This window comes from Posidoniimonas corsicana, from assembly GCF_007859765.1.
GTDB lineage: Bacteria > Planctomycetota > Planctomycetia > Pirellulales > Lacipirellulaceae > Posidoniimonas > Posidoniimonas corsicana.
In genome coordinates, this window is the sequence record NZ_SIHJ01000001.1 from 3698364 (window position 1) to 3713214 (window position 14851).

The following is a 14851-nucleotide window of genomic DNA, read 5'->3' on the forward strand; positions in this document are numbered from 1 at the left end:
ACGAGCGGGTCCCACCTCCGTGCCGGGCGTTTGGCAAGTGGTCGGCCGCCCAACGGCTTCGCCCATGGTCGGGCGGATACCCCCCCACCCCGCCGCGCGTTACGCTGTTCTTTTCGACAGCACAGCAGCGGAGGAGCGGGATGAACTGGATTGCGGCGGCGGGGGTCTGGGGGGCGTTGGGGATCGCGATCGGGGCGTTCGGCGCCCACGGACTGCCGGCCTACCTCGAGGCCAACGGCTACGACGCCGCGGCTATCGCCCAGCGGCTAGACACGTTCAACACCGGCGCCCAGTACCAGATGTACGCGGCGCTGGCCATGCTGGGGGTGGGCGTCGCACGGCTTTCTGTGCCCAGCAATCTGCTGGGCGCCGCCGGTTGGGCGCTGCTGGCGGGATCACTAGTCTTCAGCGGCCTGCTGTACGCCATCGCCCTCTTGAGCGACGACTTCCGCTGGCTCGGCGCCATCGTGCCGATCGGCGGCCTGTCGATGATCGCGGGATGGGTGCTTATCGCGGTCGCTGGTTTCGCCCGGCGCAGGTTAGGTGTGTCCCAGGACTGACCCGTAGCCCCCGGCTCTGCCGGGGGATGAATTGTGAAGATCGGTTCGGCCGTCCGAGTCGTCACCAACGCAGAGCCGGTTGGTTTGAGTTGTTGGCTTGCGACGCCAGCAGGTAGCCATGTGTGCCGGAGCACATCCGCGGGGCGCCCCCACCCCAACCCTCCCCCAACGGGGGAGGGAGTACGTACAAGAAAAAAGCCGCCGCGTGGGGCCCAGTCCCACGCGGCGGCGTATCGAACAAACAGCGGTTGGCGGCGAGTGGTTGGTGGTTGAAGGCTATCCACAACCCACCTACTACGCACCACCTGCCACTAAACTGCCTGTAGCATCTCGAGCTCGGCTGCGAGCCGCTTCCGCGCGACGTGCAGCCGGCGCTTGATGGTGCCGACCGGCGCCCGGAACGCGACGCTCATCTCGTTGAGCGACTCGCCCCGCACGTAGAACGCGACCAGCGTGCTGCGGTCCATCTCGCCGAGTCGGTCCAGGCCGCCGCGGACCTGCTGGGCCCGCTCGTTGGTGAGCGCGGTGTCCAGCGGGGTGCGGTCCTCGTAGACGGTGGCCTCGAGGGTCTGCGGCTCGGCCGACACAACCGGCTTGCGCCGGACCTGGCGGTTGATGGCCATGCGGACGGTGATCTGCCGCAGCCAGCCGCCGATGGCCGCCGGCTCCTTGAGCTGATCGATCCGCTGCATCGCCTTCATGAACACGTCCTGGGCGAGCTCGAGCGCCTCGGCTTCGTCTCCGAGGCGACGCAGCGCCACGCTCTTGACCATCCCCTCGTAACGCTCGACCAGCTCGCCGAACGCGGCCCGGTCACCCGTCTGGGCGGCGCGGACCAGCGACTCGAGTGGGGTTTCGCTCGACGCGGTTTGGGCTTCTAAGGTTTCGGTAGCGAAAGTCATGTTCTCTCTCCGCGAACTGGCCCGGCGAAACGCCGAGAGCCAAGGGAAGGTCCAGAAAGCGACGGGCCCGAGGAGCCAAGGACCAGAGCTGCGGGTGCGCGGCAGCGGAGGTCGGCGGTCCAGGGGCGGCCGATCGCGTCGGGTTGAGTCGGTGCTGAGGGCCGGGTGGTCCGGCCTGCGGCTGTCGCCGCTCAGGCTTAGCCTCTAACGAGGCCGACTCGTCCGACACGCCCGGGACAGCTTGCAAGGCTGCCCAGGGAACCGGCGTGCCACGAAGCGCGATGCATTGAACGGGAGCGTTCTAGCATCGCCATGCGTGGCGCGACGCCTGGTAGCGTCGCGAAGGCCGGTTTGGCCGTCGCGCAGGCTGCCGCGCGTGCGGCTTGCCAGCGGACAAACTGATAGCCGCGTACAAAGCGTACCGATACAGCGGAGGCGATCGTGCGGACGATGCTCTGCAGACCCCGGACGCCGTTGATGCCGTCGAGATTCGTGATGTTGCAGATAATCGTGACCATGTCGTCCTCGCTGCGCTATCGCGCGGCTAGAGAGAACCGGGGGCACGCCGCAGGACTCGCCGTCCTCGTGCGTGGCTCCCCAAAGGTTGGTGAGGGTTCGCCGGCCAAGCCCTGGTAGGCAGTCCGGCGAGTCAAGCATTTCATGCCGGGCGGTCAGCGTCAAGCTTCTTCCCGGTCGCCGGTCGGCGGGCCCCCCGAAAAGCGGGTTGCCTGCCGGCCAACGCCCCCTAGACATCCGGTTCGGCGGGCTGGTTCACCCGCCGGGAGGATTTTTCCTGAAAAGTTGGTCGCGCCGCCCGCGGGCGTTAGCCGCGGTACAGATCGTGGCAGTCGGAGCACGCCTTGTTCAGGCGGCCGTAGGCGTCGCGGGCGGACTGGTAGTCCCCCTGGTCCGCGGCCCTGGAGATGTCGGCCGCCGCGTCTCGCATGGCCCGCGCGTAGCCGTCGTACTCCTCGTCGCCGGCGTCGATAAACTCTTCCCTGGTAAGCACTTCGCTAAGGAAGGCCAGCACCTGGGCCTCGTGGGCGGCGTCCTCGGCGGAGCGGGAAAAGCTGGCGCTGCTGCCCATCAGTGGGCCCAGTCGCTTCTGCTGGGCGTCCTCGATGCGACGCATGATGGGCGAGCGGTCGGCCAGGTCCGACCACAGCTGATCCGGTTCGCCGGCGGGCGCATCCGGCCGGCCTCCGCGGACCAGGTCGGCCAGGTCCTGGGAGCGGGCGGCGGCTTCGCGGTAGGAACCGTCCGTGCCAACCTTGCAGTTTGCCGCAGCGCGGGCGAAGAGCGAGCTCAGGCCGGGCGCGATGTCCCGCCAGCGGGCGTCGTCGTTGTGCTCGGCGGCCAGTCGGAACGCCAACGCCAGCATGCTGAACGCGTCGCGGGCGTCGCGGTAGCCGCCGCCCTTAAACGCGGTGGCCGTGGCGGTCGCCTGGGCGACCCGCTGGGCCTGACGTTTGATTTCGGTCTCGACCGCGTCGGTCGAGACCAACCGCGACCACTCCTCGCTGGCTTCGCTGGACTCCTGATCAGCGGCCGGGCCGCCCGTCTGAGGCCGGCTGGCGGCAAGCTGGCCGAAGTCCGGGCGGGGGCCGACAAGGACCGACTGCACGTCGCTGAAGAAGATGGCGCGTTGGCTGGCGGAGAAGGTCGGCGGCTTCGCCCGTCGCGTCTGAGGCTCGGCGACTGCGGGCGTTGCGAGCTGACAGGTTAGCCAAGCGGTGACAGTAAGAACCGGGATCGTTTTCATGCGGATGCTAGTTGCGAGGTCAAAGGCTACACCCGGGACGCCTCGGTCAGTCGGCGGACGACTTCCTGGGGCGAATCTGTCTCGTTGAGGATCTCGACCTGGCGTTCGGCGGCGCTCGGCCCTTCGGCCAATTGGATGCAGTGCTGCAGGCGGTCCTTGCAGCCGAGTTCCTCGGCAACGCCGCGGAGCCGGCTTGTGAGTCGGGTCGTGGCGGCGATCACCGGCAGCACCTCATGGGAGTAGCTGTCGACCAGTTGGGCGCGGACCCCGAAACGGGTGGCGCGCCACTTGTTCTGGGCGACCATCATCGGGTGGCAGTCGTGCTGGTAGGTCCCTTCCTCGATCTCGTCCGACAGGCCCTTCACCAGACACTGCACCAGCGCGGCGATCGCCAGCGTGTCCTGAAGGTTGCCCGGCATGTCGCACACGCGGACCTCGACGGTGCCGAAGTTGTGGTGCGGGCGGACGTCCCACCAGATCTCGCGGATCGTGTTGATGAAGCCGGTGTCGATCATGTGGTTCACCAGCCAGACGTACTCGCTCCAGTTGCGCATGAGCGTCGGCAGGCCCGCGGTCGGCAGCCCCTCCATCACCTTGCTGCGGTGCGAGTGCAGGCCGGTGTCGCGTCCCTCCCAAAAAGGGCTGGAGCAGGATAGCGCCAGCAGCGTGGGCAGGTGCCGCATGATGCGGTCGCAGATCATCACCGCCTTGTCGCCCGAGTCGACGCCGACGTGCACGTGCAGCCCGAAGGTCACCAGCCGGCGGGCCATCTCCTGCAGCAGGTGGACCAGGTTGAAGTACCGCTCGTCCTCGGTGACCTGCTGGTCGGCCCACTTGGAGAACGGGTGCGTGGCGCCCCACCACAGCCGCACGCCCTGATTGTCGCACGCCTGCTGCACCGCCCGGAGCTTGGCGGTGAGGTCGCGCTCGGCGTCGTCGATGGTTTCGCAGACGCCGGTGTTGATCTCCAGCACGCTCTGCATGAGCTCGGGCTTGAGGCTGGCGTCGTCGTGCCCGAGCGACTTCAGCTCCTGCGCGACCCGCGAGAACGCGCTGGTGAGGGCCATCGACTGGCCGTCGACCAGACCGAGCTCGAGTTCCACCCCGACCGTAGGCCGCTGGTTCGACGTGAATTCTATCTTGGCCATACGCTGGCGCCTGCGAGGGCACGAGGAGGGAGAACGGATAGGGGGATGCGTCACTCAAGTGTAGCATCATCCCCCGATTTCGCCGCGCCGAGTCGAATCCCAACCCGCAGCGTCAGCGAGGGATCTCCACGCCCCCGCTTGCTTGGCGGCACTGCTGTGACCCCTCGCTGATGCTGCGGGCTAGGATGGGCATCCGATCAGCAGGTAGTGGCGCCCGCTCAGCAGATGTTGATGCCCTGCAAACCCCACATCACGGCCGACCGGGCCAGCACTTTGGCGCCGACCGCCAGGCAACGCTCGTCGATGTCAAAGTGGGGCGTGTGCAGCGCCGGGCCGGGCGGCTTGGCCGCCGCGCCCAGGCGGAACATGGCGATCGGGGCGTGATCGCCATACACCGCAAAGTCCTCGCTCCCCATGCTGGGCGACTCGATCAGCCGCACGCCCGACTGCCCCAGCAGCAGCATCGCCTGCGAGCGGACCATCTCGGAGAGCGCGGCGTCGTTCTCGACGGCCGGGATGCTGACCGGGAACGACACCTCGATCCGCGTGCCGGTGATCTCCTGCACGCCGTGGGCCAGGTGCCGGATGTGCTCCAGCGTGGTCCGCTGCACCCCGCGGTCGAGCGTGCGGACGGTGCCCTCCAGCACGACGCACTCCGGGATCACGTTGGCGCTGTGCCCGCCGTCGACGCGGCCTATCGTGACCACCACCGCCTGGCGGCTGTCGGTCTTGCGGGGAACAAACTGGTACAGCGTACTGATGAGCTGCGCGGCGGCGGCGATCGGGTCGTGCGACTCGTGCGGCCGGGCGGCGTGCCCGCCGGCGCCGTGGACCTCGATCCGCATCATCTCGGCGTTGGCGGTCAGCACGCCGGAGCGGACGCCGACCTGCCCGGTCGGCAGGTTCGGGTCGACGTGCAGCGCGAGCGCCGCGTCGACGCCGTCCATCGCCCCGGCCCGCACCATCTGCTTGGCGCCGGTGGCGGTTTCCTCCGCCGGCTGGAACACCCCCCGCCAGGTCAGCGGCCCGGGCAGCGCGCCCTCCTGCTCCAGACGGTCCATCGCCAACAAGGCGCCGTACAGGCACGCGGTGTGGGCGTCGTGACCGCAGGCGTGCATGACGCCGTCGCACTGGCTGCGGTACGCGACGGACTTCTCGTCCTGAATCGGCAGGGCGTCGATGTCCGCGCGGAGGGCGATCCGCTTGCCGGCGGTCTGCCGCCTGCTCTCAACCAGCAGGCCGTGCCCCTCGGGCCCGATCCGCACGTCCAGGCCGAGGTCCCCCAGCAGCTGGTACAGGTGCACGCTGGTCTGAGACTCGGCGCCGCTGCGTTCCGGGTGGGCGTGCAGGTGCCGCCGCAACGCGGTGATCTGCTCCAGCTCGGCGTCGATGATCGCGTCGATGCGTTTGTGCCAGAGCATCAGGGTTCACCACTGGGTCACGGGGACAGAATGTAGTCGTGGATTACGGGTTCAATCCCGTGCGTTGTTGCCGACGATTGTCAAATGGTTGTCAGACACCCACGATCGTTGTTCGTCGGTGTCTGGCACCGCTATCCTTCGCGCCTCAGATATGCGCGAGAATGCTTCGCTTGGTTCGAATCCAGCGTGCAAGAGAATACCCGCTGAGATGATGCCGCTGCGTCCGATCCCAGCACGACAATGGACCACGGTGTTTTGGCCGCCAGCGATCGATCCGTATAACTCATAGCAGAAGCGCCCGAACTCTTTCGCACAGGCAGGCAAGCCCCGGTCCGCAATCGGATAGGAAACAAACTCCATCCTATTTGACAGACAAAGCTGTGCCTCCCTGGCGAGCCCAAGCTCCTTCGCTTCATCGGGCTCAAGCAGAGACACCACACGGCCTATGCCGAACGCTGCGATGTTCTTGAACTCATCCTCGATCCACTCGCCTGGGACAGGTCGGGCCATTACGGCCAGAAAGCCGCTTCCAATGTGTTCCACGACATAGATGTCAGGCTTAAAGGCCATCGACTAAGAGTGGAACCCTATAGCAAGGAGGTCTCGAAGTTGTGCGCCGGCGCCGGGGGCGGGGGCGGGGGCGGGGGCGTTCCCACCAGGGAAGCCCCGGAGTGGGGTCGAAGCGGGGGCTTCCGCTGTCGCAGAGCGCCCCCGGCACCCACCGTCCCCCACTTCAATATACGCTACCGTCCGACAAACTCAGGCTCGACCAGCTCCGGCAGCACGCCCGCCTCGTGACCCATCTTGAGGAACAGCGCGACGGCCTCGCGGCCCTTGTCGCCGAAGTCGCGGGTCCAGTCGTTCACGTACATGCCGACGAACTTGTCGGCCTTCTGGTTGTCCAGGTCGCGCCCGTACTGCAGGGCGTAGTCGAGGGCCGGCTGGCGGTTGTCCAGGCCGAACACGATGCTCTCCTTGAGCAGCCGCTCGACCTCGACGATGGTCTCTTCGCCGAGGTCCTTGCGGATCGCGTTGGCGCCCAGCGGCAGCGGCAGGCCACCGGTGAGGTCGTGCCACCAGACGCCCATGTCGACGATCAGCTTCAGGTCCTGGTCGCCGTAGGTGAGCTGACCCTCGTGGATAATCAGGCCGGCGTCGACCTTCTTGCCCTCGAACTCGCCGGCCGCCACGGCCGGGATGATCTGGTCGAACGGCACCAGCACGTAGTCGTAATCCTGCCCCAGGCAGAGCCGCAGCGACAGGAACGCACTGGTCAGCTTGCCCGGCACGGCGATGGTGCGGCTCTTGAGGTCGTCGACCGAGCACTCGTCCTTGGCCACGACCATCGGGCCGTAGTTGTCGCCCATGCTGGCGCCGCAGTTGCACAGCATGTATTTGTCGCGCAGGAACGCGTAGGCGTGGATGCTAACGGCGGTCAGCTCCAGCTCGCCGCTGAAAGCCCGCTGGTTGAGGGTCTCGATGTCGACCAGCTCGTGCGTAAACTCGAAGCCGCCGGTGTCCAGTTTGTCCTTCGCCAGGGCGTAGAACATGAAGGCGTCGTCCGGGTCGGGGCTGTGGCCAACGCGGATGAGCTGTTTGGTCGACGACTGGGCGGCGGTGGGCATGGCTGGCAGGGGACGGGGCTCGAGGGCGGATCGGAAACCAGCAATTCTACCGGTTTCCCCCGCCGAGCTCCAGCCGCGCCCGCGGCCCTACGCCTCGAACGAAACGCCCGATTCGATCGGCGCCGAGTTCAGGTGCGGGGTGGGCACGGCCGCCGGCTTGGGTGCCGGAGCGGGCTTCGAGGGCTTTTCTGCGCCGACCAGCTCGCAGGCCTGCCGCCAGGTTTCCCGCTGGTACTGCAGGATGGTGCGGGCGTCATCGATGACGACCCGGTCGGCGTTGACGTACGCCAGGCTGACCTGCGTGAACACGAACTGGTACAGCTGCGCGAGCTTGACGTTGATGTCGTCGTCGGAGTGCCGCACGCCGACGAGCAGCTCCTCCACGATCTCCATCACGCGGACCAGCGCGGCGTTTGCGGCCACCTCCTCCTCGCGGACCAGCGCCTTGTCGGCCTGATCGAGAAACCGCAACGCACCCTCAATCAGCATCAGGTGCAGCTGCGCCGAGTTGGCGGTGTTGACCTTGGCGGCGAGGTACTCGTTCGTTTGGCTCTTGTTCATCGGTATCCGTACGTGAAGCGTTGATGGCGAGAGGTGACTTAAAGGGGTTTAGCTGTTGCTCGATCCCGAAGAGATCAGCTGGATGCTGTCCAGCAGGTCGATGTTCGACTGGAAGCCGGCGAGCGCCTCCTCCAGCGTGTAGAACTCCAGCAGCAGTCGGTCCCGTTGCCGGTCGAGCGACGCGGACATCACGGACAGGCGGTCGTTGTTGCTGTCGATCGTGTCCTGGAGCGACTCCGAGCGGCTGTTCAGCAGCGAGTTGTCGCCCCGGGCGAGCTGATCGATGGCGGTCGTGAAGCGGGCGATGACGCCGGTGTCCTGGTCGGACAGCAGTTGCTCGGCGTCCGCGGCGTTCGCGGCGAGCGCCTCGGTGAGCTTGGCGGTGTCGAGCGACAATTTTCCCTTGTCGTCCAGGCTCACGCCGATCGCCTCGAGCGACTTGAACTCGCCGCTCACGGAGAACGAGCCCGACACGATCCGGCTGAGCGTGGTGTCCACGCGCAGGGCCTCGTTGCGGCCGAACAGGATGCCGGTGGTGTTGGCCTCGGCGTCGAAGTCCGTGACCGCGTCCAGGTTTGTGCGGATCGAGTTGTACGCGGCCACGAAGCTCTGCAGCGCGGTCGTGATCGGCTGGTTGTCCTTGGTCACGTTGACCGTGACCGGGTCGGTGGAGGTCTTCTTCACCGTCAGGCGGAGGCCGTCCACCACCTCGGTGAACTCGTTGGTGGCGGACGAAACGGCGACCCCGGACGAGGTCGCGGACGCGCCGAACAGCAGCACGGCGTCCTTGGGGCGGCTGATCTGGTCAAAGGTGAACAGGCCGGACGAGTCGTCGATCAGAAGCTCGTTGGCGGCGCCCGACTCGTCGGCGTTGATCGCCAGGCGGTAGCCCGTGCCGTCGTTCACCACCGACGCGGTCACGCCGGCCTCGAAGCCGTTGATGCGGTTGGCGACGAGCTCGAGGGCGCTCGCCTCGGCGTCGTCCGCGTCAAACAAACCCACCGACCGGAGCGTCTGGACGCCGTCGGAGTCGGGCGCGCCGGCTTCCTTGACGAGCCCCAGGTCAGCCGCCGGTGTGAGCGAGCCGTTGAGCTCCTCCACCCGCAGGCGGCCGGACCCGCCCTCGCCGTCGAGCAGCTCGATGCCCGTGCCGCCCTCGGTGACCTGCGCCGTGACGTTGATCCCCTTGGCGGCGGCCGCGGAGTTGATCCGCTCCAGCAGGTCGCCCAGCGTGGCGGCGCCCGCCAGGTTAACCGTGAACCGACGGGGCGAATCGTCGGTGTCCGAGGACGCAAACACCTGGAAGACGCCCTCATCAACGCCGGCGCCGTTCTTGAACGACGACAGCGCTATGCCGTCGACGTCGGTCGACAGGTCGTCAAGCGAGACGGTGTAGCTTGTCGATCCGTTAAGCACCTGCTGGCCGCTGCCGTCGGTTTCCGTTGACGAGCCCAGGATGCCCAGCCCGGCGGCGAGGTTGCCGCTCACGTCCGCAACCGTCAGCACGCCATCGCCGCCGGCGGTGTCCGTCAGCAGGATGCCGTCGCCGGCGTCGTTGATCCGCGCCTCGACGCCGTTCCCCAGCGCGTTGATCGCGTCGATCACGTCGCCGATGGTCTCGGCCTCGGCGCCCGCCTTGTTGAGGTCGGCGACCCGCTGCACGCCGTTGGAGTCGGTGATGCGGATGTCGCCCACCCGGGCGCCGGAGCCGCCGTTGAGCGTCGCCAGCAGCGTCGACTCGCTGAGCGTCTGCCGGTTCAGCGTGCCGCTGTTGACCGAGACGACCGCGTCGTCAACCGCGATGCCGAGGTCGTCCGCCGTCGAGCCCGAACCGCCGTTGGCGATTGTGAGGTTGCCGGCGCCGCCCCCGTCGGCCACGCTCCTGTTGACGATCTGGATCCCGTTGCGCGCGTTATTGACGCTGGCCGTGACCTCTAGCCCGGCCGCGTTGATCAGCGAGACCACGTCGCTGAGCGTCTCGGCGGTCGACAGGTCCACATTCGCCGAGGCGCCGGATCGGTCGGTGATGTCGATGTCGCCCAGCTCGAAGCCACGGCCGCCGTTCAGGCTCGACACCAGCGTGTCCCGGAGCCCAGAGATCAACCGCCGCCCGGTGATCGTCGCGCCGTCCGCGTCTGCGGAGAGGCCCAGGTCTTCGGCGGCCGAGCCCAGCCCAACGCTGCTGATAGAGAACGCGCCGCCGCCAGTCGTCTGATCGGTTACCTCAAGCCGGGCGCCGTCCGACGAGATCGAGGCCGTGACCTTGTCTGCCAGGTCTTCGTCGCTGTTAATGGCGTCGATCACGTCCTGCAGGGTCGCCGCGCCCGACAGGTCGACGCCCGCCTCGGTCCCGTCCTGCAGCGTGAACGCCAAGTCATCGATCTCCTCCAGGTCGTTCAGGATCCGCACGCCCGAGCCGTCGTTAAGAGCGGATAGTTTGGTCCCGCCGTGCAACGAGTAGATGTCGGCGCCGGTCGCCTCGTCCGCCGCAACGTTGATCCCCGCCAGCCCTAGGCTGGCGGCGGTCGTCCCCAGGCCCACCTCCTGGACCACGAGGCTGCTCACCGAGCCACCGATGGTGTCGGTTAGCTTGATGGCGTCGCCCTCGACGCTGGCCCGGATGTTGACCTCTTCGTTGGAGTTGATCGCCTCGAGCACGTCGTCGATATTCTGCGCCGCGCGGAGGTCGATCACCGCGCTGCCGCCGCTGCGGTCGGTGATCTTGATCTTACCCGCCTTGAACCCTGCGCCGGCGTTGATCTCGCGCAGCGCCACGCCCTTGTCCACGTGCCCGCCGAAGCGGAAGCTGAGGGCGCCACCGCCGAGCGCCCCCTCCAGGTCGGAGAAGCTGCTGGAGAGCAGGCTGTGCGAGGTCGCGGCCTGCAGCGGGGTAAACGTGTAGGCGCCCGTCTTGGGCGATTTCCCCGCGACCACCGAGGCCGACACCGCCGACGCGTCCGACGAGCTGGCGGTCTTCTTGCTGTACGTCGCAACGCTCTTGAAGCTGTTGAGCGACGACTGCATCCCCAGCACCAGCGTCGCTAGCGTGTCGACGGCGGTGCGCTCCGCCAGCAGGCCCTCGGTGCGCGACGTCAGCCGGTTCAACGGCTGGCTGGCAACCGAGATCAACTGGTCTACGGTCTCCTCAATCGGGATACCGGAGATCAGGCCGACGCTGGTCTGGATGGAGGACACGGCTAAACGAAGCCCCTGGTCACGGTTCTACTCGCGGTCTGCGCACGCGCTTGCAAGCGTAGGTCGCCCGGCGCGCATACACCTACGTAAACCGTATCGGCTGCGGCGAGTCTCCGTCTGGAGCGGTTCTGCCGCCAGCGGCGCCAGCAACGAAAAAAGCCGGTCCGGCCACGGGGGCCGAACCGGCTTGGGTTTTCGCTTTACGCCTCGGCTGACTAACCGAGCAGACCCAGCACGTTCTGCGGGTTCTGGTTGGCGATCGCCAGCACCCGGGTGCCCGACTGGACCAGGATCTGCGAACGGGTGAGGTTCGCGGTCTCCGCGGCGAAGTCGGCGTCGCGGATCGAGCTCTCGGCCTCGGTCAGGTTGCTGAGGGTGTCGTTGAGGGCGTTCTTGTTGGTCTCCAGCGTCGTCCGCTGGAAGGCGCCCAGTCGACCCCGGAGCGAGGTGACCTGGTTGATCGCCTCTTCGACGATGCTGGCGGCCGTGGTCGAGTCGGTCGACAGGTCGGCCGTGCCGCCCGAGCCGAGCTGGTACAGCAGGCCGCTGGTTCCGCCCAGGGCGGCCGTGTTGACGCTGTTGACGCCAAGCCGGGCCTGCTGGTTGGAAACCACGTCCGGGCCCAGCTGGAACAGGGCGCCGCCGCCGGTGATCTCGAAGCTGGCCGTGCCCTCGAAGCCTGCGGTGATGGTCGCCGACAGGTCGAGCGTGGCCGTGTTGATCGACAGGTCGTTGCCTTTGCCATTGGCGGTGATGCCGTTGACCGACGCAACGATGTCCGTTCCCACCTGGCGATCGCCTTGGCCGAGCTCAGTGGTGAACGCACCGCTGGAGCCTTCTTCGATGATCTGCAGGTCGACAAACGCGTTGCTGCCGTAGGCCGACGAGCTGAGGATCAGGCCGTCGCTGGTGCCGTTGGCCTCGGCGGTGACGCCCGTGGCGTCGCTCACCGCGTTGATGCCGTTGACCAGCAGCTCGAGGCTGGTGTTGGCCTCGAAGGTCAGCACCTCCGAGCCGGTGGCGCCGGACAGCTGGAACACCAGGTCCTGGTCGATGCCGTTGACGCCGTTGCCGTTGCCGGCGCCGGTCAGCAGAGTCGGCGGGGTCGGCGGGGTGTCGTTTGTGGCGTCGTAGGTCTGGGAGCCGGCGCCCGTGTTCTCGAACGTGGCCGATCCAACCTCGGCCAGGCTCTCGATCGCCGAACGGATCTCTTCCAGGGTCACCGTGCCGGTGTTGTCGATCTGGATGGTGTAGCCGTTCGTGGCGTCGCCGGTCACGTTCGTGGGCGTGCCCGACAGGTTGGCCTCGGCGAAGCCGATGCTCAGGTTTCCGAGGAACCCGACCGCGGTCGTGATGTTGATGTCCTGGGCGGTGATCACCTGATCAACGCCGTTGGCCAGCGAGATCTGGGACGGCGGCGCCTCGGGGGCGTTGGCGCCGGTCCCATTCGTCTGGATGGAGTTGTAGAACGAACCACTCGAAGTCTCGGTCGTGCCGGTGGTCGCCGGGTTGTCGAACGAGGCTGTGGCCACCTCGTCGATGGACTCGATCGCGGCCCGGATGTCATCGATATCGACGCCGACGCCAATGTCGGTGTTGATCTGCACCGTGTAGCCGGTCGAGGAGTTACCGATCACGTTCGTGCTGGCGCCGCCGCTTCCCAGCGCCGCCTCGGCGAAGCTGATGTCGATGTCGCCATTCGCCCCAGCCGCCAGCGTGCCGGTGATGTAGATGCTCTCGGTGGTGGTCACGGCGTCAGCACCGGCCGTGAAACCGCCCGAGCCGAGCGTGATCTCGCCGGCGCCGGTGAAGTCGAGCTGTCGAGCGAGGGTGCCGGGCGAACCGGTGGCGGCGTCCAGGCCGATGGCGGTCGCGTTGTCGATCGCCGAGACGATGTTCGCAACGGTCGCAACGTCTTCGTTCTGCGTCAGGTTGACCTGCAGCACGCCGCTGCCGGCGTCAACAACGCTCTCGCTGCCGTTGCCGTACGTGACCGAGATGTCGGTGTACGCGCCGTTGGCCGCGACGCCGTCCAGGGCGCCGTCCTCGACCGCGGTCAGCGTGATCAGGTCCGTGGCCGCGGCGCCGCCCGAGAGCGTGATGGCGTTCGTGGGCGAGTCGGACGAAATCGCGACGCTGGAGCCGCCGGTGATCGTGGCGACCAGGTCGTCAGCAGCGATCGTGTCGGTGCTGTTCGCGTAGTCAACGCCGCCCGCCAATGTCCCGTTGAGGGCATTGACGACGTCGGTTGCAGTGACACTTGCTGCGGCGAAGTTGAGGGTAAGAGTGTTCGCCGTGTCGTTGTAGTCAACACCCACCGAGTTGCCGCCGGCGACCGTCTCGCTGACGTTGACGGCAATGTTGGTAATCGCCCCGTTACCGGCCGTCCCGGCAAGGAAGCCGGAATCGACGTTGACGCGGAGCGTTTCGCCGGCAAGCGTAACCGTGCCCTCGGCCTGGGTTGTCAGGTTAATTCCGCCGGTCGCCTGAACGGTGTCCGCGGTGATGATGTCGAAGTCGACCGAGCCGGTGGAGCCCTGGGCGGCGGTAGTCTCGGTGCTGAAGGTGACCGTGCCCTGAGCCGGCGGGGTGACGTCCGGCAGGTTGTTCACCTCGACAGTCGCCTGCGTGGCCGCGGCCGTGACGTTCACGTCGACGCCGACCTGACCCGAGGCGCCCAGGTTGGCCTGGTCGATCTGCAGGGCGTTGATGTTCGAGCTGTTGGCGCCCTGGGTGGTCAGGAAGTCCAGCGAGCCGTCCAGCAGCCGGCGGCCCTGGAAGGTCGTGGTCTGGGCGATCCGGTTGAGGGCCTCGAGCGACGAGTCGACCTGCAGCTGGTTAGCTGCGATCTGCTCTTCGGAGAGGGCGCCCGCGTTGGCCGACTCGGTCACCAGGCCGCGGATGTCGTTCAGCAGCGAGCTGACCTGGCCGAGGGCGGAGTCCGCGGTCGCGATCACCTGGTTGGCGCGGTCGGTGTTGCTGATCGCCTTCTTGATGGCGGTGATGTCGCTGCGGAGGTTCTCGCTGGCGATCAAACCGGCCGGGTCGTCCTTGCCGGTGTTGATACGCAGACCGGTGCTCAACCGGGTGAGCGACTGGGCCAGGCTCGCGTTGGATCGCTGCAGGTTGGTGCGGCCGACCAGCGAAGCGACGTTTGTGTTGATTCGTGTCATCGAAACACCCCTTGAAAAAGGACTCTAGTCCAAGTGCGACCGGCCCGGGTGCGGGCCCTGCCGGTCTTCTGAGTTTTGGCGACCCGCGGGCACACGCCTGCGAGTATCACTGTGTTGCAACGTCCGAGTTGTCGATCCTCGTCTGGCTCCCGAGGCGTCGCCCCCGAAGGGAACAACCTCGACCACGTGGCGGGGGGCTAACCCAGTCCCCCCGGTCCCGCGGCCTGGCGTGGTCGCCGATGACCTGGATCCACCTTTCAAGTCGCTCTGGGGAGCGGCTGTCGAGGTATTCCGATCCTGACCCGCCCGCTGGATACGAACGCGTCTAAGCCAACGTATCGTCTGGTCAAGATGGGGGCGTTAGGTTGTCGCCCGATTTACTCCAGTTGTGGCCCGCCCCCGCCGTAACAACCCGGACAGCCGGCGCCACCGGCCATCTTTACGTGCTTTCGCTAGTCGCACGCCCTAGAAGGCGCTTGAAATCCGACCGATCAGTTCGGCGAA

Annotated in this window: 11 protein-coding genes; 1 reads left to right on the forward strand and 10 read right to left on the reverse strand. The window is 67.2% G+C overall.

Annotation, left to right across the window (positions count from 1 at the left end):
* Positions 1–140 precede the first annotated feature (140 nt).
* Entirely contained in the window at positions 141–560 is a 420-nt protein-coding gene (locus tag KOR34_RS14160; protein ID WP_146565210.1) for a DUF423 domain-containing protein, read from the forward strand.
* A 311-nt stretch (positions 561–871) separates the two neighbouring features.
* Here the strand turns inward: KOR34_RS14160 and KOR34_RS14165 are convergent, their stop codons facing one another.
* From KOR34_RS14165 to KOR34_RS14210, 10 genes are all read right to left on the reverse strand, one after another.
* Positions 872–1462, reverse strand: a complete 591-nt coding sequence (locus tag KOR34_RS14165; protein ID WP_146565211.1) for an RNA polymerase sigma factor — start codon at positions 1460–1462, stop codon at positions 872–874.
* 197 nt (positions 1463–1659) lie between these two features.
* The gene (locus tag KOR34_RS14170) at positions 1660–1980 is read right to left on the reverse strand and encodes a hypothetical protein (protein WP_146565212.1); all 321 of its coding nucleotides are present in this window, start codon (positions 1978–1980) and stop codon (positions 1660–1662) included.
* A gap of 305 nt (positions 1981–2285) precedes the next feature.
* Positions 2286–3224 carry a cytochrome c gene (locus KOR34_RS14175; protein WP_146565213.1) on the reverse strand — a complete coding sequence of 313 codons (939 nt, stop codon included), beginning with the start codon at positions 3222–3224 and terminating at the stop codon, positions 2286–2288.
* Positions 3225–3250: 26 nt separating this feature from the next.
* Positions 3251–4372: a carboxylate-amine ligase gene (locus tag KOR34_RS14180; RefSeq protein WP_146565214.1), complete on the reverse strand. Its 1122-nt coding sequence runs from the start codon at positions 4370–4372 to the stop codon at positions 3251–3253.
* A gap of 218 nt (positions 4373–4590) precedes the next feature.
* Positions 4591–5793 carry a M20 metallopeptidase family protein gene (locus KOR34_RS14185; RefSeq protein WP_146565215.1) on the reverse strand — a complete coding sequence of 401 codons (1203 nt, stop codon included), beginning with the start codon at positions 5791–5793 and terminating at the stop codon, positions 4591–4593.
* A 51-nt stretch (positions 5794–5844) separates the two neighbouring features.
* Entirely contained in the window at positions 5845–6363 is a 519-nt protein-coding gene (locus KOR34_RS14190) for a protein-tyrosine phosphatase family protein (RefSeq protein ID WP_146565216.1), read from the reverse strand.
* 173 nt (positions 6364–6536) lie between these two features.
* Positions 6537–7418 carry a menaquinone biosynthesis family protein gene (locus KOR34_RS14195; protein ID WP_146565217.1) on the reverse strand — a complete coding sequence of 294 codons (882 nt, stop codon included), beginning with the start codon at positions 7416–7418 and terminating at the stop codon, positions 6537–6539.
* Positions 7419–7505: 87 nt separating this feature from the next.
* Positions 7506–7979, reverse strand: a complete 474-nt coding sequence (gene fliS, locus KOR34_RS14200) for a flagellar export chaperone FliS (protein ID WP_146565218.1) — start codon at positions 7977–7979, stop codon at positions 7506–7508.
* A 48-nt stretch (positions 7980–8027) separates the two neighbouring features.
* Positions 8028–11174, reverse strand: coding sequence for a flagellar filament capping protein FliD (gene fliD / locus KOR34_RS14205; RefSeq protein WP_146565219.1), 3147 nt, complete (start codon positions 11172–11174; stop codon positions 8028–8030).
* A gap of 215 nt (positions 11175–11389) precedes the next feature.
* The gene (locus KOR34_RS14210) at positions 11390–14347 is read right to left on the reverse strand and encodes a flagellin N-terminal helical domain-containing protein (RefSeq protein WP_146565220.1); all 2958 of its coding nucleotides are present in this window, start codon (positions 14345–14347) and stop codon (positions 11390–11392) included.
* Positions 14348–14851 lie beyond the last annotated feature (504 nt).